This is a genomic window from Pseudomonas sp. KT_2_4 (assembly GCF_041410225.1).
GTDB classification, from domain to species: Bacteria; Pseudomonadota; Gammaproteobacteria; order Pseudomonadales; family Pseudomonadaceae; genus Aquipseudomonas; species Aquipseudomonas paracarnis.
Genome location: NZ_CP166962.1, coordinates 4,203,561 through 4,230,180, shown reverse-complemented (window position 1 = coordinate 4,230,180; position 26,620 = coordinate 4,203,561). Strand labels below are relative to the sequence as shown.

The following is a 26,620-nucleotide window of genomic DNA, read 5'->3' as shown; positions in this document are numbered from 1 at the left end:
TCAAAAAACCAACGGCCAGCTATCTATATGCCAGGTTGGCGAGCAATGTTCCGACTCCTCTGGGGCAAAATGATTCCCCATGCGGTTGTCGGACAAGGCTCTACCTAAGTCAAAAATGGACCAAACAACGCTGGTCCCCGTAGCGCGCGATTATCTAGTAGCCCGCGAGACAACGCATCAGGGACAGTGAAGTATTTGTAGCGAAACCCTGCGTTTTTAGGCATTAACGTCGTTTTTCATACATTCATGTCTGTAAGAGGAAGGTCACAGGGCCATCATTGACCAAGTGCACCTGCATATCCGCGCCAAAACGCCCCGAAGCCACCTTGCCATGCAATTGTTGCGCTTGTAACAACAAGTGCTCAAAAAGCGCCGCTCCCAGGGTCGGAGGAGCCGCTGTGGAGAAGCTGGGCCGTAGCCCGCTTTTGGTATCCGCCGCCAGGGTGAACTGCGACACCAGCAGCAAACCGCCGCCGATGTCCTTGAGGGACAGGTTCATCTTGCCCTCCTCGTCACTGAACACCCGATAGTTAAGCAGCTTGTGCAGCAGTTTGTCGGCGCTTTCGGGCGTATCTGAAGGCTCGACGGCCACCAGCACCAGCAAACCCTGGTCAATCGAGCCTACCACCTCCCCTGCGACCTCAACCCGGGCGCCACGCACCCGCTGCAACAGGCCCTTCATGCTTCTTCAGGCGGCAGGTCGAGCAGGCGCCGGGCCATTTCGCCGGTCGCACGCACCAACGCGTCGGTAATGCCCGGTTCGGACGCCGCATGCCCGGCTTCGCGGATCACCTGCAACTCGCTGTTGGGCCAGGCCTGATGCAGCTCCCAAGCGTTATCCAGCGTGCAGATCATATCGTAGCGGCCATGGATGATGACGCCAGGCAGATGGGCGATCTTGTGCATATCGCGAATCAGCTGGTTGGGTTCCAGGAAGGAGTTGTTGGTGAAGTAATGACATTCGATACGTGCGATGGACAAGGCGCGCTGCGGCTCGGAAAACCGTTCCACATGCTGCGGGCTCGGGCACAGGCCCAACATACGGCCTTCCCAGCCCGACCAGGCTTTGGCCGCATGCATCTGGGCGATCTGGTCGTTGCCGGTCAGTCGCTTGTGGTAAGCGGCGATCATGTCGTGGCGCTCTTCCACCGGGATCGGTGCCACGTAGTCCTGCCAGTAATCGGGGAACAGGCGGCTCGCGCCCTCCTGGTAGAACCAGCGAATATCCTGGGGGCGGGCAAGGAAGATGCCGCGCACGATCAGGCCGAGCACACGCTCGGGATGGGTTTGCGCGTAGGCCAGGGCCAGGGTTGAGCCCCAGGAGCCGCCGAACAGCACCCACTTGTCGATGCCCAGGTGCTCGCGGATGCGTTCAAGGTCGGCGACCAGATCCCAGGTGGTGTTGTTCTCAAGGCTGGCCCTTGGCGTAGAGCGGCCGCAGCCACGCTGGTCGAAGGTGACAATATGGTAGAGGTTCGGGTCGAAATAGCAGCGGCTCTGGGCGTCGCAACCGGAGCCGGGACCTCCATGGATGAACACGACAGGCAAGCCTTCGGGGGAGCCACTTTCATCGACATACAGGGTGTGGGTGTCATCGACAGCCAGATCGTGCCGGGCGTAGGGTTTGATCTGCGGGTACCAAGTCTGCATTGCGTGCTCCGTAGGGTGTCGGGTTCATCCCTGGGGGGACGTCTATTATTTTGCCGTCTGGCATCATAAACCCGAATTGTGCAATGAGCATGTCCTTGAGCACTTAGACCTGTGTCAGCAGTTCGCACCTCAGATAACCGAGCAGATAGTCATACAGCCGACCCACCTCCGGCACCTGTTCGCGTGCCCCCCTGCGAGTTACTTTGGGCTGGGCCGGCATTCCGGCTCTTTTCCAAAGTGACCCGCCGTCAGGCGAAACCCTAAGTGGCCGTTACCGCAGCAATGGATATATACAATCCAACTGTGTTGACTGTCAGGCCGCCTTCGCGAGCAGCCCGCTCCCACAGTTTGATCGCGGGGTGTCAGGTGGATATGCGCCGGCTGTCCGGTCGTCACGGGAGCAAGCTCCCTCGCCACAGGATCAGCGTCGTACCGAAGTTGTGTAGATACCGATGCTGCGATGGCGGTGTGTCAGTTGATAAAAGTGTTGCTGAACCACCGTTATCGCAGGCAAGCCAGCCTCCCACATTTCGAGCGCATTCCATGATGGAGCGCGGTCAAGTGTGGGAGCGGGCTTGCTCGCGAAAGCTATTGCAGCAGCACCAACAATTACCGGTAGTGCTTCTGTCCCCAAGCCAACAGCCCTTCAAGCAACTGCCTCAACACCACCCGAGTCGGCTCGGCCAAATCCGGGCGATAACGGAACGGTTCGAACTCCTCCATATAGGTGCTCTGGCACAACTCCAGCTGCACCGCGTGGATATCCTGCGCGGGGTTGCCATAATGACGGGTGATATGGCCGCCCTTGAAGCGCCCGTTCAGCACATGGGTATATTGCGGATGCTGAGCGCAGATGGCTTCCAGCTGGCTGGCTAGCTGCGGGTCGCACGCAGCGCCGTTGAAGGTACCCAAATTGAAGTCCGGCAATTTGCCGTCGAACAGGTGCGGGATCAACGAGCGGATCGAGTGCGCATCGAACAGCAACGCATAACCGAACTCGGCCTTGAGGCGTGCCAGTTCTTCTTGCAGTTGACGGTGGTACGGCCCCCAGATTTTTTGCAGGTAACTGGCCCGCTCCTCCTCGGAGGGCGTTTGCCCTTCCCGGAACAACGGCACGCCATCGAACAGCGTCTCGGGGTACAGGCCCGTCGTAGCGCCGGCATACAGCGGCGTGTTGTCGGAGGGCCGGTTGAGGTCGATGACAAACCGCGAGTACTCCGCAGCCAGGGTGCTGGCGCCCAGTTCTTCGGCAAAGTCATACAACAGCGGGATATGCCAGTCGGTATCCGGCAGGCTTTGCGCCTCGGGGATCAACCCGGCCTCCACCGCAGGGGTGAGCCGCAGGCCGGCGTGGGGCATGCTGATCAGCAGCGGTACGCGGCCTTGCTTGAATGTCAGAACCTTATCCACAACTGCATCCTCTCAAACAGTGACGTCGGCGCCGTGGCGCACAACGCGTTTATCCAGCTCGCCACCCAGCCAGTAGGCCAGGTCGGCTGGGCGATCGATCTGCCAGGCGACAAAATCCGCGACCTTGCCCACTTCCAGGGAACCATGGGTATCACCCAGGCCCAACGCGGTGGCTGCGTGTTGCGTGGCGCCAGCCAGGGCTTCTTCCGGGGTCATGCGGAACAGGGTGCAGGCCATGTTCAGCATCAGCCGCACCGACAGCGCCGGTGAAGTACCGGGGTTGAGGTCGCTGGCGATGGCGATCTTCACGCCGTGCTTGCGCAGGGCCTCCATCGGCGGCAGCTGGGTTTCACGCAGAAAGTAGAACGCGCCCGGCAATAGCACGGCGACGGTACCGGCCGCAGCCATGGCGATGGCGTCCTCTTCAGTCATGAATTCCAGGTGGTCGGCCGACAACGCGTGGTAGCGCGCCGCCAGGCTTGATCCATGCAACGAAGAGAGTTGCTCGGCGTGCAGCTTCACCGGCAGGCCAAGTTGCTGGGCGACCTTGAATACCCGCTCAACCTGCTCGGGGGAAAACGCCAGGTATTCACAGAAGGCATCGACCGCATCCACCAACCCCTCAGCGGCCAGGGCCGGCAGCATCTGGCTGCAGATGTGCTCGATGTAATCGTCGGCGCGGTCCTTGTACTCCGGCGGTAACGCGTGGGCGGCCAGGCAGGTGGCGCGCACGCTGACCGGCAGTGCTTCACCCAGGCGTCGGGCCACACGCAGCATCTTGCGTTCGTTGGCCAGGTCCAGGCCGTAGCCGGACTTGATCTCCACCGTGGTCACGCCGTCACGCAGCAAACTGCGCAGGCGCTTTTCAGCGCTCGAGAACAGCTCATCTTCGCTCGCCGCACGGGTTGCGCGCACCGTGCTGGCAATGCCGCCGCCCTTGGCCGCGATCTCGGCGTAGCTGACACCTTCGAGGCGCTGCTCGAATTCGCCACTGCGATTGCCACCAAACACCGTATGGGTGTGACAGTCGATCAGCCCTGGGGTGACCCACGCGCCTTGCAGGTCATGCACCTGGGCGTAATCCGCGGTTGGCGCCTGGCTGCGGGGGCCGACCCACTCGATGAGCGAGCCGGCAGTCACCATGGCGGCATCCTCGATGATCGAGTATTTGCCGTTGGCCATGGTTGCGACGTGGCAGTGTTGCCAAAGCGTTTTCATCAACGCCTCCCTAAGTTATCGATGAGACAAAACCGGGTCGTAATCGACCTTGGCCGTTTGCCCGGCGGCAGGCTTGACCCACAGCCAGTAGGCGATGATCAGCAGCACGATCCACACGGCGCCCACCATCAACGCCGCCTGGGTATCCGGGAAGTAACCGAGTACACCAAACACAAACAGCATGAACACAATGGCCGCTGCCGGCGCATAGGGCCAGAACGGCACCGGGAATTTCAGTTCGGCGACCTGCGCCTTGGTCATCGAGCGGCGCATGGCGACCTGGGTAAACAGGATCATCAGCCATACCCACACCGTGGCGAAGGTGGCAATCGAAGCAATCAGCAGGAACACGTTTTCCGGGATCAGGTAGTTGAGCACCACACCGCCGAGCAAAGCGGCGCCCATGACCACCACGGTCATCCATGGCACGCCTTGTTTGGACAATTGCGCGAAGCCCTTGGGCGCCTGCCCTTGTTGAGCCAGGCCGTACATCATGCGGCCGGCGCCGAAAATGTCGCTGTTAATGGCCGACACCGCCGCCGAGATCACCACAATGTTGAGGATAGTCGCCGCCGAGCCAATCCCCAGGTTGCTGAAGATCTGCACGAACGGGCTGCCCTGGCTGCCGATCTGCGGCCACGGGTAGATGGCCATCAACACGAACAGGGTCAGCACGTAAAACAACAGGATACGCAGCGGCACCGCGTTGATCGCCTTGGGGATCACCCGCTGCGGGTCCTTGGCTTCACCGGCGGTGATGCCGATGATTTCGATGCCACCAAAGGCAAACATGACCACGGCAAACGAGGCGATCAGCCCACCGATGCCGTTGGGCATGAAGCCGCCATGGGCCCACAGGTTACTCAGTCCGCTGGCCTGGGTTTCGCCCGCCGAGTGAATGCCGAACAACATGATGCCAAAGCCGCCGAGGATCATCGCCACAATGGCACCGACCTTGAGCAACGACAGCCAGAACTCCATCTCGCCAAAGACTTTGACATTGCACAGGTTCAGGCCGCCGATCAGGAATACGATGCCCAGCACCCAGACCCAACGGGCCACTTCGGGAAACCAGAAGCCCATGTAGATGCCGAACGCGGTGACGTCGGCGAGGCAGACGATGATCATTTCAAAGGCGTAGGTCCAGCCGAGGATAAACCCGGCCATGGGCCCCAGGTAGGTGCTGGCATAGTGGCCGAAGGAGCCAGACACTGGGTTGTGCACGGCCATCTCACCGAGGGCGCGCATCACCATGAATACAGCAGCGCCGCCGATCAGGTAGGCCAGCAGCACGGCAGGGCCAGCCATTTGGATGGCGGAGGCGGAGCCATAAAACAGCCCGGTGCCGATCGCGGACCCCAGGGCCATGAAGCGAATATGTCGGGCGTTGAGCCCGCGTTTCAAACCTTTTTCTGGCTGGTGCATTTCTCGTCCCTAATTATTCTTATGAGGAGAAGATCGTTCCCACGCTCGGCGTGGGAACTCCGACCTGGACGCTCCGCGTCCGCTTTAAGAGCGGTGACGCAGAGCGTCACAGGATGCATTCCCACGCGGAGCGTGGGAATGATCAGGCACAGACCGAGTCGCGGTCAGAGGCTTGGCAGCAACCTGGCCGGCACCAGCTCATTCAGGCAGCGGCTGGCGAGCAGTTCGCTGGCGGCGTTGATGTCCGGGGCGAAGAAGCGGTCCTTGTCATAGAACGCCACCTTGTCGCGCAGGATGCCACGGGCTTTTTCCAACTTGGGCGAGGTCTTCAGGCCGTCGCGCAGGTCCAGGCCCTGGCACGCCGCGAGCCATTCCACCGCGAGGATGCCCCGGGTGTTCTCGGCCATTTCCCACAAACGCTTGCCCGCAGCCGGGGCCATGGACACGTGGTCTTCCTGGTTGGCCGAAGTCGGCAAGCTGTCGACGCTATGGGGATGGGCCAGCGCCTTGTTCTCGCTGGCGAGCGCGGCGGCGGTCACCTGGGCGATCATGAAGCCGGAGTTCACCCCGCCATTGCCCACCAGAAACGGCGGCAGTTGCGACATGTGCTTGTCCATCATCAACGAAATCCGGCGCTCGCTCAGGGAGCCGATTTCGGCAATGGCCAGCGCCATGTTGTCGGCGGCCATGGCCACGGGTTCGGCGTGGAAGTTGCCACCGGAAATCACGTCACCCTCGGCGGCAAAGACCAGCGGGTTATCCGACACTGCGTTGGCTTCTACCACCAGCACCTCGGCGGCCTGGCGCAATTGAGTCAGGCACGCACCCATGACCTGCGGCTGGCAACGCAGGGAATACGGGTCTTGCACCTTGTCGCAGTTCTGGTGCGATTGGGACACCTGGCTGCTCTCACCGAGCAGGTCGCGATAGGCCGCTGCCGAGTCGATCTGACCACGCTGGCCACGCGCTGCATGAATACGCGCATCGAACGGCGAACGCGAACCCAGTACCGCCTCCACAGTGAGGCCGCCGCAAGCGAGGGCGCCGGCGAACAGGTCTTCGCCTTCGAACAGGCCACGCAGGGCATAGGCCGTGGACACCTGGGTGCCGTTGAGCAGGGCCAGGCCTTCTTTGGCGGCCAGGGTCAGCGGCGTGAGGCCGGCGATTTTCAGCGCCTCGGTGGCTTCCAGCCATTGGCCCTTGTGGCGTGCCTTGCCTTCGCCAAGCAGTACCAGGGACATGTGCGCCAACGGCGCCAGGTCACCGGAAGCACCCACTGACCCCTTGAGCGGAATGTGCGGGTACACCTCGGCGTTGATCAGCGCGATCAACGCGTCGATCACCTGGCGACGAATCCCGGAGAAGCCACGGCTCAGGCTGTTGACCTTGAGCACCATGACCAGTCGCACCAGCGCATCGCTGATCGGCTCACCGACGCCGGCGGCGTGGGACAGCACCAGGGAACGCTGGAGGTTTTCCAGGTCTTCGCTGGCGATGCGCGTCGAGGCCAACAGGCCAAAACCGGTGTTGATGCCATAGGCGGTGCGGTTCTCGGCGAGAATCTGCTCCACGCAGGCAACGCTGGCTTCGATCTGGGCCGAGGCGCTGTCATCCAGGCTGAGGGTTACTGGCTGCTGGTAGATGGCACGCAGTTGGGCGAGGCTCAGTTGGCCTGGAATCAGGTTTAGCGCAGTCACATTCATTCTCCTTGTGAATTGTTCTTAGGTGTTCAGTGCAAATTCGGTAATGCGGTGTCTTTAAGCAGCTGGGCAGCGGCGGCAATATCCGGCGCCAGCCAGCGGTCCTGTTCATAAGCAGGGACCACTTCGCGCAGCAATCGCCAGGCGCGGTCGGTACCGGCACCGAAGCGCTGGTCCTTGAGAAACTCGAAAGCCTGGGCCGCCAGCAGGTACTCGATGGCAAGAATCTGGGTGACGTTGACCAGCACCTGGTGCAGCTTGAGCGCGGCGTTGGTGCCCATGCTCAAGTGGTCTTCCTGCAGGCCCGAGGTGACGAAATTGTCGAGCACCGCGGGTTGCGCCAACTGGCGGTTCTGCCCGCACAAGGACGCGGCGACGTACTGCACGATCATCATCCCGGAGTTGACCCCCGGGTTGCTCACCAGGAAGGCTGGCAGGCCGCTGACATGCGGGTTGACCAGGCGGTCCAGGCGACGCTCGGCCACCGAACCGATCTCGGCCATGGCGATGGCGAGCATGTCGGCCGCCATCGCGACGGACTGCCCGTGGGGGTTGGCCTGGGACACCACGCGGTAGCTGTCTGGCGTGCCCAGCACCAGCGGGTTGTCGGTGGCGCTGTTGAGTTCGGTCTCGATCTGGCGCGTGGCGTGTTCCACCTGATCGCGGGCCGCGCCGTGAATCTGCGGGATCGAGCGAATGCTCAAGGCATCCTGGGTGCGAATACCTTTACTGCTGGCAATCACCTCACTGCCGTCGAGCAAGGCACGCAGGTTGATACCCACTTGCTGCATGCCAGGATGCGGCTTGAGAGCAATGATTTCTTCGTCAAAGGCGTCGATCTGGCCGCGCTGGGCTTCGAAGCTCATGGCACCGATCACGTCGGCCCATTGCAGCAAGTGATGTGCATCGGCCAGGGCCAGGCAGCTCAGGCCGGTCATGCACGGCGTGCCATTGACCAGGCACAGGCCGTCCTTGGCGCCGAGCACCACCGGCTGCAAGCCTTCAGCCTGCAACGCGTGTTGCGCCGTGACGATCTGGCCGCGATAACTCACATTGCCGACGCCCAGCAGGGCCACGCCGATATGGGCCATGTGGGTCAGGTACCCCACCGAGCCTTGGGACGGCACTTGCGGGGTGATGCCGTGGTTGAGCAACGCCAGCAGCGCGTGCACCACCTGCGGATGCAGGCCGGACTTGCCATGGCTGTAGTTGATGATCGCCGCGCAGATGATCGCGCGGGTTTGCTCATCGCTGAGCACCGGGCCGACACCACAGGCATGGCTCAACAGCGTATTGCGCGACAGTTGGCTCAGTTGCTCGGTCTTGAGCGAGACGTTGCACAGCGCGCCCAGGCCGGTGTTGACACCATAGGCACGCTCGCCGCTGGTGACGATGCGCTGCACGATGGCCTGGGCATTGTCGATGCGCGCCCAGGCGTGGCCCGACAGTTCGAGCATGGCGCCGTGGCGGGCGACGGCGACCACGTCCTGCCAGCGCAGTGGGGTGTCGGCGATGATGATTGTTGTTGCCTGGGACATCGTTGACCTCTTCATAATTTCTACAGCATTGCCGGCGTCATCGCGGGCAAGCCCGGCTCCCACATTTGAACTGTGTGAACCCAATCAAATGTGGGAGCTGGCTTGCCTGCGATGGCGTTCGTCAGACCACCGCCGCCCGCCGCTGAACAAAGCGGTCCACATATTCATCCGCCGGCGAATGCAGGATCTCCCGCGGCGTGCCGACCTGTATCAGCTTGCCGTCCTTGAGGATCGCAATGCGATTGCCGATGCGCACGGCCTCGTCGAGGTCGTGGGTGATGAACACGATGGTCTTGTGCAGGGTCTTTTGCAGCTCGAGCAATTGGTCTTGCATCTCGGCGCGGATCAGCGGGTCGAGGGCGCTGAAGGCTTCGTCCATCAGGATGATATCGGTGTCGGCCGCCAAGGCGCGGGCCAGGCCCACGCGCTGGCGCATACCGCCAGAAAGCTGGTGGGGATATTTGTTTTCATAGCCTTTGAGGCCCACTGTTTCGATCCAGTGCAACGCACGTTCGGCGCAGACTTGCTTGGTTTCGCCACGCACTTTCAGGCCGTAGGCAACGTTGTCGAGCACGCTCTTGTGCGGCAGCAGGCCGAAGCTCTGGAACACCATGCTGATCTTGTGCCGACGGAATTGGCGCAGGGCTTCCATGTCCAGTTGCAGGATGTCTTCGCCGTCCACCAGGATCGCGCCGCTGGTGGGGTCGATCAGGCGGTTGAAGTGGCGCACCAGGGTGGATTTGCCCGAACCCGACAAGCCCATGATCACAAAGATCTCACCGGTGCCGATGCTCAGGGACAGGTCATTGACGCCGACCACGCAACCGGTCTCGGCCAGTACCTGGTCCTTGGTCTTGCCCTGGCCGACCATGGCCAGCGCATCCTTGGCGCGTGCGCCGAAAATCTTGAAGACGTTTTTGACTTCGATTTTGCTGACAGTCGTCATTTGCTCGCCTCATGCCGTGGGCGGCCATAAGCCTGGGTAATGCGGTCGATGACCACTGCGAGAATCACGATCGCCAGCCCGGCTTCAAGGCCGCGGCCGACGTTGAGGGTCTGGATGCCGACGAGCACGTCTTCACCCAAGCCACGGGCGCCGATCATCGAGGCGATCACCACCATCGACAGCGCCATCATGGTGGTCTGGTTAATCCCGGCCATGATGCTCGGCAACGCCAGCGGCAATTGCACGCCGAACAGTTGCTGCCAGCGGTTGGCGCCGAAGGCGTTGATGGCTTCCATGACTTCGCCATCGACTTGGCGAATGCCCAAGTCGGTCAGGCGAATCAGTGGCGGCGCGGCGTAGATCACCGTGGCGAAAATCGCCGGGACCTTGCCCAGACCGAACAGCATCAGCACCGGGATGAGGTACACGAAGCTGGGCATGGTTTGCATGATGTCCAGCAGCGGCATCAACACTGAACGCAGGCGATTACTGCGCGCCGAGAGGATGCCCAGGGGGATGCCGATCAACACCGAAATCACCGTGGCCACCATCATCAATGCCAGGGTTTGCATCAGCTTGTCCCACAGGCCAACCGCGCCCACCAGGAACAGCAGACCGACAATCACCGCCGTGGTCACCACCTTACGGGTGGCATGCCAGGCAATACCGCCGACGATGGCCAGCATCAGCCACCAGGGCGCTGCGCGCAGCAGGCCTTCCAGGTTGACGATGGCCCACAGCAGCGTATCGGAGATGTGCCGGAACACATCGCCGTAGTGGGTGACCAGTGCGTCCACCCAACCGTTGACCCAGTCGGCGATGGAAAAGGTAATGCTCTCAGGAAACATATCGTGCTCTCGATCCAGTGGGTTGTGGCCAGCCGCCCGGCCACCCTTGAGGGTAGCCGTGCACACTTGACCTACAAGGCCGCGTCGATTTTCTTGGCTGCGTCGTCGCTCACCCAGGCGTGCCAGACTTCAGGATGTTCCTTGAGGAATATTTTCGCCAGTTTCGGCGACTCGATCCGCTCCTTGGCCATGCGGCCCAGGTTCTGGTTCAGCAGGTCGATGGGCAGGTTGACCTTTTCCAGCACGGCCACCAGTTCCGGGGCTTGCTCGTGGAAAGTCTTGGAGAGGCCGACCTTGATGCTCACGGTTTTGTCCACGCCGGGCTTTTCTTCCAGCTTGACCAGATCGACCTGGCCCATCAGCGGTGTCGGTGACCAGTAGTAGAACAGTATCGGCTCGCCACGCTTGTAGCTCGACAGCACCGCTGCATCCAGCGCCGGGCCGGTGCCCGGGCGGAAGTTGGTGTAGGTGCTTTCCAGGCCGTAGCTCTTGAGCATTTCGCTGTTGTCCAGCTCGCAAGTCCAGCCGGCCGGGCAGTTGTAGAAGCGGCCCTTGGACGGCTCTTCCTGGTCCTTGAACACCGAGGCGTACTTGGCCAGGTCGGCGATGTTTTTCAGGTCCGGCGCCTTGGCTTCCAGCTTGCGCTTGGCGTCGCCTTCGATCACATAGCGCGGCACGTACCAGCCTTCGACCGCGCCGACCACCGGAGCACCGACGCCCACGACTTTGCCGGCCTTCTCGGCTTTGTTCCAGACCTCGCTGCGACCTACCCACTCCTCGGCGAACACTTGGATGTCGTTACTGCCCAGGGCGTTTTCCATGGTGATGGAATTGCCCGGCAAACTGTCGGTTTTGCAGTCGTAGCCTTTTTCCAGCACGGTTTGCAGGATGTCGGTGAGCAACATGCCGCTTTCCCAATTCAGGCCGGCGAATTTCACCGGTTTACCCGACTCGCACCAACCAGCCGCCTGGGCGCCGGCACTTGCCAGCACGCCAGCTGCGAACAAAGTAGCCAGCAAGGTCTTATTCATAGTCATTGTTGTGACGCTCCCAATCATGAAATGGATTACGGCAGTCAGTAGGCGTCCTGCCCTGTCCACGTCCCATCAGGCTTGTGCAGCCAGCCCGTTTGTTGTGGGTGAAGCGCCCTGCTCTTTTGGCAGGATCAGGTGATCGGGTACCGTGCCGTGCCATTTTTTTGCACACACGTAATACAGGGCCGCCGGCAGTACCAGGCCGATGATCCAGGAGATATCCACATCCCCCAGCGCGGCCACCAGGGGGCCGGTGTAGAACTTGGTAGAGATGAACGGCAACTGCACCAGCACGCCGAATACGTAGACGCTGATGCCCAGCAGGTTCCAGCGGCCGTAGCGACCGTTCGGGTCGGCCAGCGCCGGCACGTCATAACGCTCGCGGGTGATGCAGTAGTAATCCACCAGGTTGATCGCGCTCCAGGGCGTAAAGAACGCCAGCAGGAACAGGATGAACGACTTGAATGCACCGAGGAACGAATGCTGGCCGAGCAACGCGATCAGCGTGGCCGTGCCGACGATCATCAGCACAAACACCAGACGCTGCAGACGCGTGACCTCCAGACGCCCACGAAAGCCGCTGATGATAGTGGCGATGCACATGAAGCTGCCGTAGGAGTTGAGCGTCGAGATGGTGACCTTGCCGAACGCGATGCTGAAGTACAGCAACGCAGCGGTAGCCCCCGTGCCGCTCAAGCCAACGATGTACGCCACCTCGTGGCCGGCAAACTGCCCGTTGGACATGGCCGCGGCAAACACGCCGAGGACCATCGCCACTTGGGCACCGATGACCGAACCTGCGCCAGCAGCGAGAAAGGTTTTCACCGATGACGTGTGGCTCGGCAGGTAACGCGAGTAATCCGCCACGTAAGGGCCGAACGCAATCTGCCAGGAGGCCGCCAGCGACACGGCCAGCAGGAAACTGCTCCAGCTGAAGTGGCGGATCTGCAGGAGCGCGCCAACGTCGGTCTGGCTCATCAAGCGGCTGAACAGGTACACAAAGGCAACCACGCCAATCAGGCTGGCGACCCGGCCGATGAAGTGGATCACCCGGTAACCCAGCACCGTGACCAGCACGATGACACTGGCGAAGATCAGGATGCCGACGCTGCCGCTGACCCCGAACAACTGGCCCAGCGCCTGGCCCGACAGCACGGTGCCGGTGGCGGTGAAGCCCAGGTACATCAAGCACACCAACACGATCGGAATGGCCGCGCCGTACACGCCGAACTGCACCCGGCTGGAAATCATCTGCGGCAGGCCAAGCTTGGGCCCTTGCGCCGCATGCAGCGCCATGACGCCACCGCCGATCAGTTGACCGATCAGCAAGCCGATCAACGACCAGAACACATCACCGCCCAGCACCACGGCCAACGCCCCGGTGACAATCGCAGTGATCTGCAGGTTGGCACCCATCCACAGGGTGAATTGACTGAATAGACGACCATGTCTTTCCGCTTCCGGGATGTAGTCGATCGAACGTTTCTCGATCAACGGGGTGGTGTCGTTTGCAGCCATGTTGTTCAACCTCTGATGGATTGTTTTGTATGCAGCTTGCTCTTCTGTGGGCGCTGGCTTGCCTGCGATAGCATCACCGCGGTCTTACTGTCAGACCGCGTCGTCTGCATCGCAGGCAAGCCAGCTCCCACAGGTACTGCGCCACCCGTTACTTGATCATCGGCAGGTTCAGGCCTTGTTCCTTGGCGCAGTCGATAGCGATCTGGTAACCCGCATCCGCATGACGCATCACCCCGGTCGCCGGGTCGTTGTGCAGCACGCGGGCAATCCGCTCGGCCGCTTCGTCAGTACCGTCGCAGACAATCACCATCCCCGAGTGCTGGGAGAAGCCCATGCCCACGCCACCACCGTGGTGCAGCGACACCCAGGTCGCGCCGCTCGCGGTATTAAGCAAGGCGTTGAGCAGCGGCCAGTCGGACACAGCATCGGAGCCGTCCTGCATGGCTTCGGTTTCGCGGTTCGGGCTAGCGACCGAGCCGGAGTCCAGGTGGTCACGGCCGATCACGATCGGCGCGGACAGCTCGCCGCTGCGCACCATTTCGTTGAACGCCAGGCCCAACTTGGCACGCTGGCCCAGGCCGACCCAGCAGATACGTGCCGGCAGACCTTGGAAGCTGATGCGCTCGCGGGCCATGTCCAGCCAGTTGTGCAGGTGGGCATCGTCCGGGATCAGTTCTTTGACTTTGGCGTCGGTCTTGTAGATGTCTTGCGGGTCACCGGACAGCGCCGCCCAACGGAACGGGCCGATGCCACGGCAGAACAGTGGGCGGATGTAGGCCGGTACGAAGCCTGGGAAGTCGAACGCGTTTTCCACGCCCTCTTCCTGGGCCATCTGGCGGATGTTGTTGCCGTAGTCGAAGGTCGGGATGCCTTGCTTCTGGAATTCGAGCATGGCTTTGACGTGGACGGCCATCGACTGCTTGGCGGCCTTGATCACGACGGCCGGCTCGGTCTGGGCGCGAGCGCGGTATTCGTCCCAGGTCCAGCCGGCCGGCAGGTAACCATTGAGTGGGTCGTGGGCGCTGGTCTGGTCGGTGACCATGTCCGGGCGCACGCCACGCTTGACCAGTTCTGGCAGGATCTCTGCGGCGTTGCCCAGCAGCGCGATGGAGATGGCCTTGCCTTCCTTGGTGTATTTGGCGATGCGCGCCAGGGCGTCGTCGAGGTCGGTGGCCTGCTCGTCGACGTAGCGGCTGTTCAGGCGGAAGTCGATGCTGACTTGCTGGCACTCGATGTTCAGCGAGCAGGCGCCGGCCAGGGTCGCGGCCAATGGCTGCGCGCCGCCCATGCCGCCGAGGCCGGCGGTGAGCACCCAACGACCGGTCAGGTCACTGTTGTAATGCTGGCGGCCGGCTTCGACGAAGGTTTCGTAGGTGCCTTGGACAATGCCTTGGCTGCCGATGTAGATCCAGCTGCCGGCAGTCATCTGGCCGTACATGGCCAGGCCCTTGGCATCCAGTTCGTTGAAATGCTCCCAACTGGCCCAGTGCGGTACCAGATTGGAGTTGGCAATCAGCACGCGCGGGGCGTTGCTGTGGGTCTTGAACACGCCGACCGGCTTACCGGATTGCACCAGCAGGGTTTCGTCGTCGTTCAGATTAGTAAGGCTCTCGACGATCTGGTCGTAGCACTCCCAGTTGCGCGCCGCACGGCCGATACCGCCGTACACCACCAGTTCTTTGGGGTTCTCGGCCACTTGTGGGTCGAGGTTATTCATCAGCATGCGCAGCGGCGCTTCGGTCAGCCAGCTTTTGGCGGTGAGCTTGTTACCGCGGGCGGCGCGGATTTCGACGTCACGGTATTTTGTAGGCTTGGTCACAGCTAGGACTCCTCGGCGATCGATGCGCGAACAGGGATGGTGCAAAGTCTTACGCACACATCTTTACTTGTATGTACAAGCATATGCAATCGAGCGGCCAACTTTAGCCAGGAGTGGTTGGGTTTTTTTTGCACGGGGCGTGCGAGCCTTGTAAATCAAGGCTTCAAAGCTTGATGAAATTTCTTACGGAGGTTTGTTGCAGCGCGGGGAATTTGTCACGGCAGCGAAGCTTTGCGTCACGCTGGGGCATTCGGTAACAAATTGGTGCGCGGAGTGGAAACAGATTTTGTGAACAATGCAAAAACAAAGGTGGGAGCTGGCTTGTCTGCGATAGCGGTGTGTCAGTCAGCGCATCAGCTACTGATATACCGCTATCGCAGGCAAGCCAGCTCCCACAGTTTTTAATCGCGTGCGGTCAGTTCGATGATGCAGCAGCGGCCAGTGACAGAGATATCCAGCAGGCCCGTGTTATCGTCCACTTGCAGGCAATCATGGTGGCCGAGCTTCTCGCCCAGCACCTTCACCTCATCCGCCACGCTGAACACCAGCACCGTCTGCGCGGTGCTGAAAAACTGCTGCACGCCATCCACCCACTGCAAGCGTGCGTGGTAACGCTGTGGCGAGTAGATCAGGTTGAAGTCGCGAATCGGCCCCGTGATCAAACGGCATGACACCTGGCTTTCGCCGTTGAACGCGAACGGCTGCAACGGTAACAACCCGCGTTGCTCCTCACCGTCTACGGTCAACACCATGCCGGCGCCTTTGATCACCGTAATCACGCGCTGGTAGCCAGCGAAGGTGGAAAACCCACCCGATTCGGCGATATCGGCAATCGACAAACGCCAGCCAAAACCCTCCAGGCCGGTGCCGGCGTCGCGACTGATTTCTTCGGTACTGCCGCCGCCGTTCTTCCACGGCATGCGCACGTAGTCGGCGGCGCGCCAGACGTTGATCTCACTCATTTACTGAAGCGTCCTTCGAGGCTGTGACGGGAACCGGGGTGGATCAATCGCGCCGCAGTCACCGGCTGGCGACCCGACCAGGTGCGTCGGCGAATCAACAGGCACGGCTCGCTCGGCTCGATCTGCAACAATTTGCACTCGGCGGCATCGGCGAGGATCGCCTCAACCACATGCTCGCCCTCAGTCAACGGCGCGACCTGGTTCAAATAGGCATACGGGGTTTGCTGGGTGAAGTCCTGCTGCAAGTATTCCGGCGCGACCAGGGCGTTGACGAAACGGTCTTCTATTTGCACAGGAATGTCGTTCTCGTAATGCACGATCAACGAGTGGAACACCCGCCCGCCTTCGCGCATTTCCAAGGCAACGGCGCGTTCGGAGCCGGCGGCCTCTTCGCCCAGGGTGATCACCTGGCAAGTGTGCCGATGCCCGCGGGAGGCGATTTCATCGGCGATGTTATGCACTTCAAACAGGGCTGACTGGCTTTTCGGCTCGGCAACAAACGTACCCACACCCTGCATACGCACTAGCAGGCCTTCGGCGGTCAGCTCGCGCAGGGCGCGGTTGATGGTCATGCGGCTGAAGCCCAACTGGCTGACCAGCTCGCTTTCCGACGGCACGCGGTAATGGGGCGGCCAGTTGCCGTTGAGGATCTGCTGGCTGATCATCTGTTTGACGCGGGCATACAAGGGCGCCGGACTTTCGTCCATGTGGGCAGCCAGCGAAGACTTGGCGGGCGGAGTCGGCACAGGGAATCCTTGCAGGGGAAAAAGATGCATAGATTGCCGGAGTTTACCGAGCAGGCAAACGTCTGTATATGTATATACAAATAAACACACGACCGGGGTGCCTTGATCATGTCCGCTTTCTTTGCCGAACGCGCACTGCTGCCTAATGGATGGGCCAATGATGTACGTCTTGAAGTCAGCGCCGATGGCCTGCTGACAAAGGTTGAGCCCAATGCCAGTGCAGAAGGTGCGGAGCGGCTCAGGGGCCCGGTGTTGGCGGGCATGCCGAACCTGCATTCCCATGCCTTCCAGCGCGCCATGGCGGGCTTGGCCGAAGTGGCCGGCAACCCCAATGACAGCTTCTGGACCTGGCGCGACTTGATGTACCGCATGGTCGGCAAGATCAACCCCGAGCAGTTACAGATCATCGCCCGCCAGCTGTATATCGAAATGCTCAAGGCCGGCTACACCTCGGTGGCCGAGTTCCATTACGTGCACCACGATCTCAGCGGCCAGCCCTATGCCGACTGTACGGAACTGTCCCGCCAGATCAGCCAGGCGGCCGCCAGCAGCGGGATCGGCCTGACCTTGCTGCCAGTGCTCTACACCCACGCGGGCTTTGGTGGCCAAGCGCCGAATGAAGGCCAGCGACGGTTTATCAACAGCACGGAACACTACCTGGACTTGCAAGCGCGCCTGCAGCCCATTCTGGCGGCACAACCGGCGCAGCAACTGGGTCTGTGCTTCCACTCCCTGCGCGCCGTCACCCCCGAACAAATCCATACCGTGCTGGCCGCCAGTGACAAGAGCTGCCCGGTGCATATCCACATCGCCGAACAGCAAAAAGAAGTCGACGACTGCTTGGCCTGGAGCGGCAAGCGCCCGTTGCAATGGCTGTATGACAATGTCGAGGTGGATGAGCGCTGGTGCCTGGTGCACGCCACCCATGCCGATGCCGACGAAGTGACACGCATGGCCAACAGCCGAGCGATTGCAGGTTTGTGCCTGACCACGGAGGCCAACCTGGGCGATGGGATTTTTCCTGCGGTGGACTTCCTCGCCCAGGGCGGCCGCATGGGCATTGGTTCCGACAGCCATGTGTCACTGAGCGTGGTGGAAGAACTGCGTTGGCTGGAATACGGCCAGCGCCTGCGCGATCAACGGCGTAATCGGTTGTATCGCAGTGACCAACCGATGGTGGGTCGCACGCTGTTCGATGCTGCGCTGGACGGTGGCGCACAAGCGCTGGGCCAGCCGATTGGTCGACTGCAAGTGGGCAAGCGCGCGGACTGGATAGTGCTGGACGGTAGCGACCCGTACCTGGCGACGGCCAGTGAGGATGGGATTCTCAACCGCTGGCTATTTGCCGGTGGTGATCGGCAAGTGCGCGATGTACTGGTCAATGGCAAGTGGGTGGTGCGAGATGGGCATCATGCTGGCGAAGAAGACAGCAGCCGGGCATTCACCCAGGTCCTGAAGGACTTGCTGAACTAACGGCCAACCCATGACAACTGTGGGAGCTGGCTTGCCTGCGATAGCATCAACCCGGTGCAACTGATGCACCGAGGTGCCTGTATCGCAGGCAAGCCAGCTCCCACATTGGGTTGAGGGTACTCAGGATTACTGAGAGGACTTTGCCATCTGCTTGTCCGACGTACGCCAGATCAGCCGCGTGGTGTCATACCCTTGCTGTCGCGCCCTGCTCAGCAGGTCTTCGCGGGTATCGGCACTCACCGTCGGCGTGCGCGACAGGATCCACATATAGCGCCGGCTCGGGCTGCCGACGATGGCGGTCTTGTAGTCATCGCTGACATACAGCACCCAGTAGTCGCCCTTGGCAACGCCCGGCAACAGTGATGTAAACCAGTTATTGAATTCCACCCACAGCTTGTCGGTCTTGCCTGGTACCTGCGGCGTAGCCGTGCCTTTGGCCTCTTGCCACTTCCACTCAGGCGTCAGGCAGCGGTTGAACACCGACATGTCACCATCAGGCAGCAAGGTATAGCGGGCTTCGGATTGCGCACAGTTGCGCTGAAAGTACATCGGCAACCGGGCCAACTCATACCAGGTGCCCTGGTAACGCTTGAGGTTGACGTTGCTCGCAGTCTTGGGTTGCAGATCATCGCCAGAATGGCTGGCGCAGCCCGCCAAAAACAGGCTGGCACAAAGGAACAAAACAAAACGCATCATTCTTCTTCTCCCGCAGGCTCGCGCCCCGGTTTACTTCAGGCCTTGCCCGGAAAACATCAGAACTTTGTCACCGGCGTACTGCACGCTGATAAAGCTGTTTTTATCGCCCCAGGTGCAGCTGGACATGCCCAGTGCGCCGGAACAATCGGTTGGCTTGCCCAGCAACGACTCCACCTCGGCCTTGGCCATGCCGGCTGAGAGCTTTTGGTAGTTTTCTTGGGTGACCTTGCTGCAAGCGGCTAAGAGCATGCAAAAAGCCAGCAGGGCGAGACGGCGTATAGACATGGAAAAGCTCCTGGAGAGACAAAGCAGCTGGGGTATCTGCCAGAAGCTTAGAAGGGAAAAGGGGTGTCTGGTTCCCGATGGGGGGTGCTATTTATTTTTTATGTGAACTGGCCCCTTGAACCGTGTTTTCGAGTGAAAAATCACCGCCTTTCATCAGTTGCTGTCTAGCAAAGACCAAATTAAGACTAAAATCAGTCACACCTTGAGCAGGGGTCATCCCATGAAATTTTCTTCGCAGATAAAGCCGATCAGCTACTTGAAAAGTCATACCGCCGAGATCGTCAAAACACTCACGGAAAGCCGCGAACCCCTGGTCATCACCCAAAATGGCGAAGCGAAGCTGGTGGTGATGGATGTGAAGAGTTTTGAGGAGCAGGCAGAAACCATGGCCTTGTTAAAGCTATTGGCCCTGGGCAACCGGCAGATTGAATTGGGGCAGTTTCAAGACATGGAGGACGTGTTCGCCGAGCTGGACAAGGACGACGCTCAATGACATTCAAGGTTGTGATTCTTCACTCGGCAAAACGCGACCTTAAAGATATCAAGTCATACCTCATCCGGCAGTTCTCGACATCGACCTGGCAGCAGTCCTACGACGCGATGAAACAGGCCATGCGACTGCTTGAGTCTCAACCCTATGCTGGCTCGATACCGCAAGAGATCGAGAAGTTGAATCTCAGCCAATATCGACAGGCTGTCTGTGGCATGAATCGGATCATCTACGAAATTCGAGACCCGATCATTTACGTCCACATCATCGCCGACACTCGGAAAAACCTGCAGGCGTTGCTGCTGAAAAACCTTATTCAATAAAAACAAAAGCCCCGAAGCGCTGAGCGCATTTCGGGGCTTTTTTGTTACCGCAAGCTCTTACTTCTTGTGATAAGCCGTCACGCGCTCAACTTCTTCCTTCGAACCCAGGAACACCGCCACACGCTGGTGCAGGCCTTCAGGCTGGATGTCGAGGATGCGCTGGTGGCCGTCGGTAGACGCACCGCCTGCCTGTTCAACCAAAAACGACATCGGGTTGGCTTCGTACATCAGGCGCAGCTTGCCTGGCTTGGACGGCTCGCGGCTGTCGCGTGGGTACATGAACAGGCCACCACGGGTCAGGATGCGGTGCACGTCGGCAACCATCGCGGCTACCCAGCGCATGTTGAAGTTCTTCTTTAACGGGCCTTCTTCGCCTTCCATCAGCTCGTTGACGTAGCGCTTCACCGGTTCTTCCCAGTGGCGCTGGTTGGACATGTTGATGGCAAATTCCTGGGTAGAAGCAGGAATCGAAATGTCTTCGTGGGTGAGTACGAAGCTGCCCATTTCACGGTCCAGGGTGAAGCCTTTGACGCCGTCGCCCAGGGTCAGCACCAGCATGGTCTGTGGGCCGTAGATCGCGTAGCCGGCAGCAACCTGCTCGGTGCCTGGTTGCAGGAAGGCCTTTTCGTTCAGGGCTTCGTTCTGGCTCAGGTATTCGTTGGGGCAACGCAGCACCGAGAAGATGGTGCCGACCGGTGCGTTAATGTCGATGTTGGACGAACCGTCCAGTGGGTCGAATACCAGCAGGTATGCGCCCTTCGGGTATTTGCCTGGGATCTGGTAGGCATTGTCCATTTCTTCGGACGCCATGCCGGCCAGGTGGCCACCCCATTCGTTGGCTTCGAGCAGGATTTCGTTGGACAGAACGTCCAGTTTCTTCTGCACTTCGCCCTGCACGTTTTCAGTGCCCATGCTGCCCAGGACACCGCCCAGTGCGCCTTTGGAAACGGCGTGGCTGATTTCCTTGCAAGCACGCGCCACCACTTCGATAAGGAAGCGCAGATCGGCAGGCGTGTTGTTGCTGCGGGTCTGCTCGATCAAATAGCGACTCAAGGTAACGCGGGACATGGACGGCTCCGGAGAATGGGGGGCTGAAAACCCGCGCAGTTTAGCGCGAGTCGAGGCTGATTTCCTCTAATCAGAGGATTTAACGCCAATAGAGTTCACGACCAGGCTTGATGTGGGAGGGGGCTTGCCCCCGATTGCGGTCATTCAGTCAATGCATGAGTGACTGATCAACCGCTATCGGGGGCAAGCCCCCTCCCACATTTTTAACCGCGGCCGTCAGTCGAGGGCTTTCCAGATCTCGGTGGCATATTCGCGGATGGTGCGGTCCGAGCTGAACCAGCCCATGCGCGCTGTGTTGAGCACGGCCGAGCGCCACCAGGCCTTGGAGTCGTGCCAATGCGCCTCGACCCGCGCCTGGGCGTCCCAGTAGGCGTCAAAGTCGGCACACACCAGGAACCGGTCGTAGTCGATCAGCCCATCGATCAGGCCCACATAGCGGCCCGGGTCGTCCGGCGAAAACACCCCGCCACGGATCGCTTGCAGCACATCATTCAAACGATGGGAGGCTGCGATATCCGGCCCGGCGTTGAACTCGCCGGCGTGTTTGCGGGCCTCCACCTGCTGGGCACTGAGGCCAAAGATAAACATGTGCTCGGCGCCGACACGCTCGTGCATCTCCACGTTGGCGCCGTCCATGGTGCCGATGGTCAGCGCGCCGTTGAGGCCGAACTTCATGTTGCTGGTGCCGGACGCTTCGAAACCGGCGGTGGAAATCTGCTCCGACAAATCCGCTGCCGGAATGATGCTTTCCGCCAGGCTGACGTTGTAGTTGGGCAGGAACACCACCTTGAGCAAACCGCGCACGGTCGGGTCGTTGTTGACGGTGCGGGCGATGTCGTTGGTCAGCTTGATGATCAGCTTGGCCTGGTGGTAGCTGGCTGCCGCCTTGCCGGCAAAGATCTTGACCCGAGGCACCCAGTCGATGCCCGGCTCGGCACGGATCGCCTGGTACAGCGCCACGGTGTGCAGCAGGTTGAGCAGTTGGCGCTTGTATTCGTGGATGCGCTTGACCTGCACGTCGAACATCGCCGCCGGGTTGATCGCAATGCCCAGGCGCTCATGGATGATCTGCGCCAGGGCGCGCTTGCTGTGCAGGCGCTGCTCAGCGAACGCTTTGCGGAAGGCCGGTTTCTCGGCAAAGGGTTCCAACTCGATAAGACGCTGCTCGGGCTGGTCGAGAATATCCGGGCCCAGGGCTTCCACCAGCATATCGGTCAACTTGGGGTTGGCCTGATACAGCCAACGACGGAAGGTAATGCCGTTGGTTTTGTTGTTAATGCGCTCGGGGTAGAGCTTGTGCAGCTCGGAGAACACCGTGCTGCGCATCAGTTGGGTATGCAAACCGGACACGCCGTTGACGCTATGGGAGCCCAGGAACGCCAGGTTGCCCATGCGCACGCGGCGGCCGTTGTCTTCTTCGATCAGCGACACAGCGCGCAAAACATCGAAGTCGTGGATGCCTTTGGCACGCAGCGAGTCGATATGCTGGGCGTTGATCAGGTAGATGATCTGCATATGCCGGGGCAGCATGCGTTCCATCAAACCTACCGGCCAGGTTTCCAGCGCTTCGGGCAGCAGGGTGTGGTTGGTATACGAAAGGGTCTCGACGGTGACATCCCACGCGGCTTCCCAGGGAATGTCATGCAAATCGACCAGCTGGCGCATCAACTCGGCCACGGCGATGGACGGGTGGGTGTCGTTGAGTTGGATGGCGGCGTGCTCGCCCAGGCTCAGTACCGAACCGTGCATGTTCTTGTGGCGGCGCAACAAGTCCTGCAGGGACGCGGAGACGAAGAAATATTCCTGGCGCAGGCGCAGTTCCTGCCCTGCTTCGGTGCTGTCGGCCGGGTAAAGCACTCGGGAGATGCTTTCGGCGCGGGCCACTTCGGCGACGGCGCCCAAATGGTCACCGGCATTAAAGCGCTCCAGGTGCAGGTCTTCTACGGCCCGTGCACGCCAGAGGCGCAGGGTGTTGACGCTGGCCCCGCGCCAGCCGACGACCGGCGTGTCATAGGCCACGGCACGTACGGTTTCGTTGGGCGACCACACCTGGATCATCTTGCCGGAGGCGTCCGCAATGGTTTCAACGCTCCCGCCAAACCCGATCGGGTAAATCACCTCGGCGCGCTCGAATTCCCAAGGGTTGCCGAAATCCAGCCAGCGTTCGGTCTGCTCCTGCTGCCAACCGTCGACAATGGCCTGGCGGAACAAGCCGTGTTCATAACGAATGCCGTAACCGTGGCCCGCAATGCCCAGCGTCGACATGCTTTCCATAAAGCACGCCGCCAGACGGCCCAGACCACCGTTGCCGAGCGCCGCGTCGGGCTCCAGCAGGCGGATGCGCTCCAGATCCACGCCCAGCTCCGACAGCGCTTCGCGAGCGATCTCCAGCACACCCAGGTTGCTCAGGCTGTCGTAGAGCAAGCGGCCGATGAGAAATTCCAGGGACAGGTAATAAACACGCTTCTGGCCTTTGCGATAAATACGCCGCGTGTGGTCCATCCAGTGGTCGACCATCTGGTCGCGGGCGGCCAGGGCAATGGCTTCGAACCAGTCATGATCGAAGGCGTGATCCGGGTCCTTGCCCACCGCGTAGGTGAGTTTGGTCAAGACAGCATCGCGGAATGCGGCTACCTCTGCTTCTCGTGCAAGCGGTTCCTGAGACATCGGTGCGACCTCGGGCGAGATTGAAGGAGTTGCTAGAGCCTAGTCGGTCTGACAGACGGTAGACGTGCTGGTTCGGCAGTTTTTTAACTCATTCGCCATGGACTGAATTTGATGCAGGGGTCGTGCCCGATCAGGCAGTGGCCAAACCTTTGAGCTGAAACCTGCAAAATATTGTTCAAAAAACCACCAATCCCGGTATGATCCCGCGCCCGTATACCGCCCCACCCTGGAACCCTGATGAAGCCTCAACTGATCGCCGCCGCGGAACTCGACCGTTTAGAGACCTGGCAGAAATATTCCGCCCACATGTGCGGCGGCTGCGTGTCCAGCTGCTGCACCCTACCGGTTGAGGTGAAGATCAAGGACCTGATCCGCATTGGCATCGTCGATGAGTTCGAGCGCGGCGATCCGCCGAAGAACATCGCCAAGCGTTTGCAGAAAGAAGGCATCGTCGAGCGGTACAACAACAAGTCCGAAATTTTTACCCTGCAGCGCATGAGCAACAACGACTGCCTGTACCTGGATCGTAAGACGCGCTTTTGCACTATTTATGACAAGCGCCCGGATACGTGCCGCAACCACCCGAAAATCGGGCCGCGGCCGGGGTATTGCGCGTATAAGCCCAAGGAAGTGGTGCGCGAGACTAACTTCAAGACCCTCGACAAGTTCTAAGTTTTTGATCGTTCCCACGCTCTGCGTGGGAATGCAGCTGTGGACGCTCTGCGTCCGCTCTTGAAAGCAGGACGCGGAGCGTCCCACGCGGCGTTCCCACGCGAAGCGTGGGAACGATCACAACGGCACAGTCACCACAAAACCTGCAGGCATAAAAAAACGCCCCCGGCCTTTCGACCGGGGGCGTTTTTCATTCAGCTTGAGTTAACTCAGTTCTTGGCTTTCTTGGCAGCGCGGGTACGCTCGCCTTCGTCCAGGATCTTCTTACGCAGGCGGATCGACTTAGGCGTGACTTCGCACAGCTCGTCGTCCTGGATGAATTCCAGGGCCTGTTCCAGGGTGAAGCGAACAGGTGGAACCAGAGCGATGGTTTCGTCTTTGCCCGAAGCACGCATGTTGTCGAGCTTCTTGCCTTTGGTTGGGTTGACACCCATGTCGTTGTCACGGCTGTTCAGACCAACGATCTGGCCGTTGTAGATCTCTTGACCGTGTTCAACGAACAGCTTGCCACGCGCCTGGAGGGTTTCCAGGGAGTAGGTCAGCGCCTTGCCGGTTTCTACCGATACCAGAACACCGTTCTGACGGCCGGACATGTCGCCGGACTTCATGGTGTCGTAGCGATCGAAGATCGAGGTCAGGATGCCAGCACCGTTGGTCAGGGTCAGGAACTGGTTACGGAAACCGATCAGACCACGAGCAGGGATGTTGTATTCCAGACGCACACGGCCTTTGCCATCCGGCACCATGTTGGTCAGGTCGCCCTTACGCAGGCCCATCTCTTCCATGACCTTGCCCTGGGATTCTTCAGGGGTGTCGATGGTGACGTTTTCGAACGGTTCCTGCTTCACGCCGTCAACCTGACGGATGATCACTTCCGGACGACCAACACCCATTTCGAAGCCTTCGCGACGCATGGTTTCGATCAGTACCGAGAGGTGCAGCTCACCACGGCCGGAGACCTTGAACTTGTCAGCCGAGTCGCCTTCTTCAACGCGCAGAGCAACGTTGTACAGCAGCTCTTTGTCCAGACGCTCCTTGATGTTACGGGAGGTCACGAACTTGCCTTCTTTACCGCAGAAAGGCGAGTCGTTTACCTGGAAGGTCATGGAAACGGTTGGCTCGTCAACGGTCAGAGGCTTCATCGCCTCGACGTTGTCCGGCTGGCACAGGGTGTCGGAGATGAACAGCGAGTCCATACCGCTCACGCATACGATGTCGCCAGCGAAAGCTTCTTCAACGTCGATGCGGTGCAGGCCGTGGTGACCCATCAGCTTCAGGATACGACCGTTACGCTTCTTGCCGTCAGCGCCGATAGCAACAACCGGGGTGTTCGGCTTGACGCTACCACGAGCGATACGGCCAACGCCGATAACACCCAGGAAGCTGTTGTAGTCCAGTGCCGAGATTTGCATCTGGAACGGGCCTTCACGGTCGACTTTCGGTGCTGGTACGTTGTCGACGATCGACTGGTACAGCGGGGTCATGTCTTCAGCCATGTCGGTGTGGTCAAGACCAGCAATACCGTTCAGGGCCGAGGCGTAGATGACTTGGAAGTCCAGCTGTTCTTCGGTAGCACCCAGGTTGTCGAACAGGTCGAAGATCTGGTCCAGAACCCAGTCCGGACGCGCGCCTGGACGGTCAACCTTGTTGATGCACACGATCGGACGCAGGCCGGCTTCGAAAGCCTTCTTGGTCACGAAACGGGTTTGCGGCATAGGGCCGTCTTGAGCGTCAACCAGCAGCAGAACGGAGTCAACCATCGACATTACGCGTTCTACTTCGCCGCCGAAGTCGGCGTGGCCCGGGGTATCCACGATGTTGATGTGGTAGCCGTTCCAGTTGATAGCGGTGTTTTTAGCCAGGATGGTAATACCGCGCTCTTTTTCCTGGTCGTTGGAGTCCATCACGCGCTCGTCGTTGAGCTCGTTGCGCTCCAGGGTGCCGGATTGACGCAGGAGTTTGTCTACCAGGGTGGTTTTACCATGGTCAACGTGAGCAATGATGGCGATGTTACGTAGATTTTCGATCACTTGTGTATCTCGATCAGAGGATTCGGTGTGCTGACAGGTCGTGGCAGCGATTAACAGTAGAGTCAGGCCTTGCCGTTACAGCTTGACGGCAGAGTCGGGGGG

The 26,620-nt window shown here is 60.3% G+C and carries 23 protein-coding genes; 4 read left to right on the top strand and 19 right to left on the bottom strand.

Going from position 1 to position 26,620, the window contains the following annotated elements:
• Nucleotides 1-244: 244 nt before the first annotated feature.
• The 14 genes from dtd to hutC form a co-directional block, all read right to left on the bottom strand.
• Nucleotides 245-682 (bottom strand): D-aminoacyl-tRNA deacylase, encoded by a 438-nt coding sequence (gene dtd / locus AB9N64_RS19490; RefSeq protein WP_014716545.1) that lies wholly within the window; start codon nucleotides 680-682, stop codon nucleotides 245-247.
• Entirely contained in the window at nucleotides 679-1,650 is a 972-nt protein-coding gene (gene pip, locus AB9N64_RS19485; protein ID WP_014716544.1) for a prolyl aminopeptidase, read from the bottom strand. The genes dtd and pip overlap by 4 nt, the downstream gene beginning before the upstream one ends.
• Before the next feature lie 609 nt (nucleotides 1,651-2,259).
• The gene (gene hutG / locus AB9N64_RS19480; RefSeq protein WP_014716542.1) at nucleotides 2,260-3,060 is read right to left on the bottom strand and encodes an N-formylglutamate deformylase; all 801 of its coding nucleotides are present in this window, start codon (nucleotides 3,058-3,060) and stop codon (nucleotides 2,260-2,262) included.
• Nucleotides 3,061-3,072: 12 nt separating this feature from the next.
• The gene (gene hutI, locus AB9N64_RS19475) at nucleotides 3,073-4,278 is read right to left on the bottom strand and encodes an imidazolonepropionase (protein WP_014716541.1); all 1,206 of its coding nucleotides are present in this window, start codon (nucleotides 4,276-4,278) and stop codon (nucleotides 3,073-3,075) included.
• Nucleotides 4,279-4,293: 15 nt separating this feature from the next.
• The gene (locus AB9N64_RS19470) at nucleotides 4,294-5,703 is read right to left on the bottom strand and encodes an amino acid permease (RefSeq protein WP_014716540.1); all 1,410 of its coding nucleotides are present in this window, start codon (nucleotides 5,701-5,703) and stop codon (nucleotides 4,294-4,296) included.
• 164 nt (nucleotides 5,704-5,867) lie between these two features.
• Nucleotides 5,868-7,406, bottom strand: a complete 1,539-nt coding sequence (gene hutH, locus AB9N64_RS19465) for a histidine ammonia-lyase (protein WP_093114373.1) — start codon at nucleotides 7,404-7,406, stop codon at nucleotides 5,868-5,870.
• Nucleotides 7,407-7,432: 26 nt separating this feature from the next.
• Nucleotides 7,433-8,941 carry a histidine ammonia-lyase gene (hutH, locus tag AB9N64_RS19460; protein ID WP_032901817.1) on the bottom strand — a complete coding sequence of 503 codons (1,509 nt, stop codon included), beginning with the start codon at nucleotides 8,939-8,941 and terminating at the stop codon, nucleotides 7,433-7,435.
• A gap of 121 nt (nucleotides 8,942-9,062) precedes the next feature.
• Entirely contained in the window at nucleotides 9,063-9,887 is an 825-nt protein-coding gene (locus AB9N64_RS19455; RefSeq protein WP_014716537.1) for a glycine betaine/L-proline ABC transporter ATP-binding protein, read from the bottom strand.
• Entirely contained in the window at nucleotides 9,884-10,735 is an 852-nt protein-coding gene (locus AB9N64_RS19450) for a proline/glycine betaine ABC transporter permease (RefSeq protein WP_020302389.1), read from the bottom strand. The genes AB9N64_RS19455 and AB9N64_RS19450 overlap by 4 nt, the downstream gene beginning before the upstream one ends.
• A 71-nt stretch (nucleotides 10,736-10,806) precedes the next feature.
• Nucleotides 10,807-11,772 (bottom strand): ABC transporter substrate-binding protein, encoded by a 966-nt coding sequence (locus AB9N64_RS19445; RefSeq protein ID WP_014716535.1) that lies wholly within the window; start codon nucleotides 11,770-11,772, stop codon nucleotides 10,807-10,809.
• A gap of 69 nt (nucleotides 11,773-11,841) precedes the next feature.
• The gene (locus AB9N64_RS19440) at nucleotides 11,842-13,287 is read right to left on the bottom strand and encodes a cytosine permease (protein ID WP_371359622.1); all 1,446 of its coding nucleotides are present in this window, start codon (nucleotides 13,285-13,287) and stop codon (nucleotides 11,842-11,844) included.
• 148 nt (nucleotides 13,288-13,435) lie between these two features.
• The gene (hutU, locus tag AB9N64_RS19435) at nucleotides 13,436-15,106 is read right to left on the bottom strand and encodes a urocanate hydratase (protein WP_371359621.1); all 1,671 of its coding nucleotides are present in this window, start codon (nucleotides 15,104-15,106) and stop codon (nucleotides 13,436-13,438) included.
• Nucleotides 15,107-15,507: 401 nt separating this feature from the next.
• Nucleotides 15,508-16,068 carry a HutD family protein gene (locus tag AB9N64_RS19430; RefSeq protein ID WP_103452447.1) on the bottom strand — a complete coding sequence of 187 codons (561 nt, stop codon included), beginning with the start codon at nucleotides 16,066-16,068 and terminating at the stop codon, nucleotides 15,508-15,510.
• Complete coding sequence (hutC, locus tag AB9N64_RS19425) at nucleotides 16,065-16,775, bottom strand: histidine utilization repressor (RefSeq protein WP_224796965.1); 711 nt, start codon at nucleotides 16,773-16,775, stop codon at nucleotides 16,065-16,067. Before hutC ends, AB9N64_RS19430 begins: the two co-directional genes overlap by 4 nt.
• Before the next feature lie 147 nt (nucleotides 16,776-16,922).
• Here hutC and AB9N64_RS19420 point away from each other — a divergent pair, with 147 nt between their 5' ends.
• Nucleotides 16,923-18,287 (top strand): formimidoylglutamate deiminase, encoded by a 1,365-nt coding sequence (locus tag AB9N64_RS19420; protein WP_371359620.1) that lies wholly within the window; start codon nucleotides 16,923-16,925, stop codon nucleotides 18,285-18,287.
• 126 nt (nucleotides 18,288-18,413) lie between these two features.
• Here AB9N64_RS19420 and AB9N64_RS19415 read toward each other — a convergent pair whose 3' ends face one another.
• Both AB9N64_RS19415 and AB9N64_RS19410 read right to left on the bottom strand, forming a co-directional pair.
• Entirely contained in the window at nucleotides 18,414-18,983 is a 570-nt protein-coding gene (locus AB9N64_RS19415; protein WP_014716529.1) for a lipocalin family protein, read from the bottom strand.
• Between the two features lie 30 nt (nucleotides 18,984-19,013).
• Nucleotides 19,014-19,268 (bottom strand): hypothetical protein, encoded by a 255-nt coding sequence (locus tag AB9N64_RS19410; protein ID WP_371359619.1) that lies wholly within the window; start codon nucleotides 19,266-19,268, stop codon nucleotides 19,014-19,016.
• A 220-nt stretch (nucleotides 19,269-19,488) separates the two neighbouring features.
• On the opposite strand from AB9N64_RS19410, the gene AB9N64_RS19405 reads away from it, so the two are divergent.
• Nucleotides 19,489-19,761 carry a type II toxin-antitoxin system Phd/YefM family antitoxin gene (locus AB9N64_RS19405; RefSeq protein ID WP_003171142.1) on the top strand — a complete coding sequence of 91 codons (273 nt, stop codon included), beginning with the start codon at nucleotides 19,489-19,491 and terminating at the stop codon, nucleotides 19,759-19,761.
• On the top strand, nucleotides 19,758-20,081 hold the full coding sequence (locus AB9N64_RS19400; protein WP_371359618.1) for a type II toxin-antitoxin system RelE/ParE family toxin: 324 nt from the start codon (nucleotides 19,758-19,760) through the stop codon (nucleotides 20,079-20,081). The genes AB9N64_RS19405 and AB9N64_RS19400 overlap by 4 nt, the downstream gene beginning before the upstream one ends.
• A 57-nt stretch (nucleotides 20,082-20,138) precedes the next feature.
• Here AB9N64_RS19400 and AB9N64_RS19395 read toward each other — a convergent pair whose 3' ends face one another.
• Together AB9N64_RS19395 and AB9N64_RS19390 are read right to left on the bottom strand one after the other, a co-directional pair.
• Complete coding sequence (locus tag AB9N64_RS19395) at nucleotides 20,139-21,149, bottom strand: class 1 fructose-bisphosphatase (protein ID WP_003187818.1); 1,011 nt, start codon at nucleotides 21,147-21,149, stop codon at nucleotides 20,139-20,141.
• Between the two features lie 216 nt (nucleotides 21,150-21,365).
• Nucleotides 21,366-23,816 (bottom strand): glycogen/starch/alpha-glucan phosphorylase, encoded by a 2,451-nt coding sequence (locus AB9N64_RS19390; protein ID WP_020302392.1) that lies wholly within the window; start codon nucleotides 23,814-23,816, stop codon nucleotides 21,366-21,368.
• Between the two features lie 237 nt (nucleotides 23,817-24,053).
• On the opposite strand from AB9N64_RS19390, the gene AB9N64_RS19385 reads away from it, so the two are divergent.
• On the top strand, nucleotides 24,054-24,488 hold the full coding sequence (locus AB9N64_RS19385) for a YkgJ family cysteine cluster protein (protein WP_003187815.1): 435 nt from the start codon (nucleotides 24,054-24,056) through the stop codon (nucleotides 24,486-24,488).
• A 209-nt stretch (nucleotides 24,489-24,697) separates the two neighbouring features.
• On the opposite strand, the gene typA is transcribed toward AB9N64_RS19385, so the two are convergent.
• A complete protein-coding gene (gene typA / locus AB9N64_RS19380) occupies nucleotides 24,698-26,518 on the bottom strand; it encodes a translational GTPase TypA (RefSeq protein WP_014716526.1) in 1,821 nt (606 codons plus the stop codon).
• Nucleotides 26,519-26,620 lie beyond the last annotated feature (102 nt).

Excerpts from the sequence above, each read along its gene's own strand:
- dtd (WP_014716545.1), bottom strand. The coding sequence starts at position 682 with ATGAAGGGCCTGTTGCAGCGGGTGCGTGGCGCCCGGGTTGAGGTCGCA.
- pip (WP_014716544.1), bottom strand. The coding sequence starts at position 1,650 with ATGCAGACTTGGTACCCGCAGATCAAACCCTACGCCCGGCACGATCTG.
- hutI (WP_014716541.1), bottom strand. The coding sequence starts at position 4,278 with ATGAAAACGCTTTGGCAACACTGCCACGTCGCAACCATGGCCAACGGC.
- AB9N64_RS19470 (WP_014716540.1), bottom strand. The coding sequence starts at position 5,703 with ATGCACCAGCCAGAAAAAGGTTTGAAACGCGGGCTCAACGCCCGACAT.
- hutH (WP_093114373.1), bottom strand. The coding sequence starts at position 7,406 with ATGAATGTGACTGCGCTAAACCTGATTCCAGGCCAACTGAGCCTCGCC.
- hutH (WP_032901817.1), bottom strand. The coding sequence starts at position 8,941 with ATGTCCCAGGCAACAACAATCATCATCGCCGACACCCCACTGCGCTGG.
- AB9N64_RS19455 (WP_014716537.1), bottom strand. The coding sequence starts at position 9,887 with ATGACGACTGTCAGCAAAATCGAAGTCAAAAACGTCTTCAAGATTTTC.
- AB9N64_RS19450 (WP_020302389.1), bottom strand. The coding sequence starts at position 10,735 with ATGTTTCCTGAGAGCATTACCTTTTCCATCGCCGACTGGGTCAACGGT.
- AB9N64_RS19445 (WP_014716535.1), bottom strand. The coding sequence starts at position 11,772 with ATGACTATGAATAAGACCTTGCTGGCTACTTTGTTCGCAGCTGGCGTG.
- AB9N64_RS19440 (WP_371359622.1), bottom strand. The coding sequence starts at position 13,287 with ATGGCTGCAAACGACACCACCCCGTTGATCGAGAAACGTTCGATCGAC.
- AB9N64_RS19430 (WP_103452447.1), bottom strand. The coding sequence starts at position 16,068 with ATGAGTGAGATCAACGTCTGGCGCGCCGCCGACTACGTGCGCATGCCG.
- hutC (WP_224796965.1), bottom strand. The coding sequence starts at position 16,775 with ATGGACGAAAGTCCGGCGCCCTTGTATGCCCGCGTCAAACAGATGATC.
- AB9N64_RS19420 (WP_371359620.1), top strand. The coding sequence starts at position 16,923 with ATGTCCGCTTTCTTTGCCGAACGCGCACTGCTGCCTAATGGATGGGCC.
- AB9N64_RS19415 (WP_014716529.1), bottom strand. The coding sequence starts at position 18,983 with ATGATGCGTTTTGTTTTGTTCCTTTGTGCCAGCCTGTTTTTGGCGGGC.
- AB9N64_RS19410 (WP_371359619.1), bottom strand. The coding sequence starts at position 19,268 with ATGTCTATACGCCGTCTCGCCCTGCTGGCTTTTTGCATGCTCTTAGCC.
- AB9N64_RS19405 (WP_003171142.1), top strand. The coding sequence starts at position 19,489 with ATGAAATTTTCTTCGCAGATAAAGCCGATCAGCTACTTGAAAAGTCAT.
- AB9N64_RS19400 (WP_371359618.1), top strand. The coding sequence starts at position 19,758 with ATGACATTCAAGGTTGTGATTCTTCACTCGGCAAAACGCGACCTTAAA.
- AB9N64_RS19395 (WP_003187818.1), bottom strand. The coding sequence starts at position 21,149 with ATGTCCCGCGTTACCTTGAGTCGCTATTTGATCGAGCAGACCCGCAGC.
- AB9N64_RS19390 (WP_020302392.1), bottom strand. The coding sequence starts at position 23,816 with ATGTCTCAGGAACCGCTTGCACGAGAAGCAGAGGTAGCCGCATTCCGC.
- AB9N64_RS19385 (WP_003187815.1), top strand. The coding sequence starts at position 24,054 with ATGAAGCCTCAACTGATCGCCGCCGCGGAACTCGACCGTTTAGAGACC.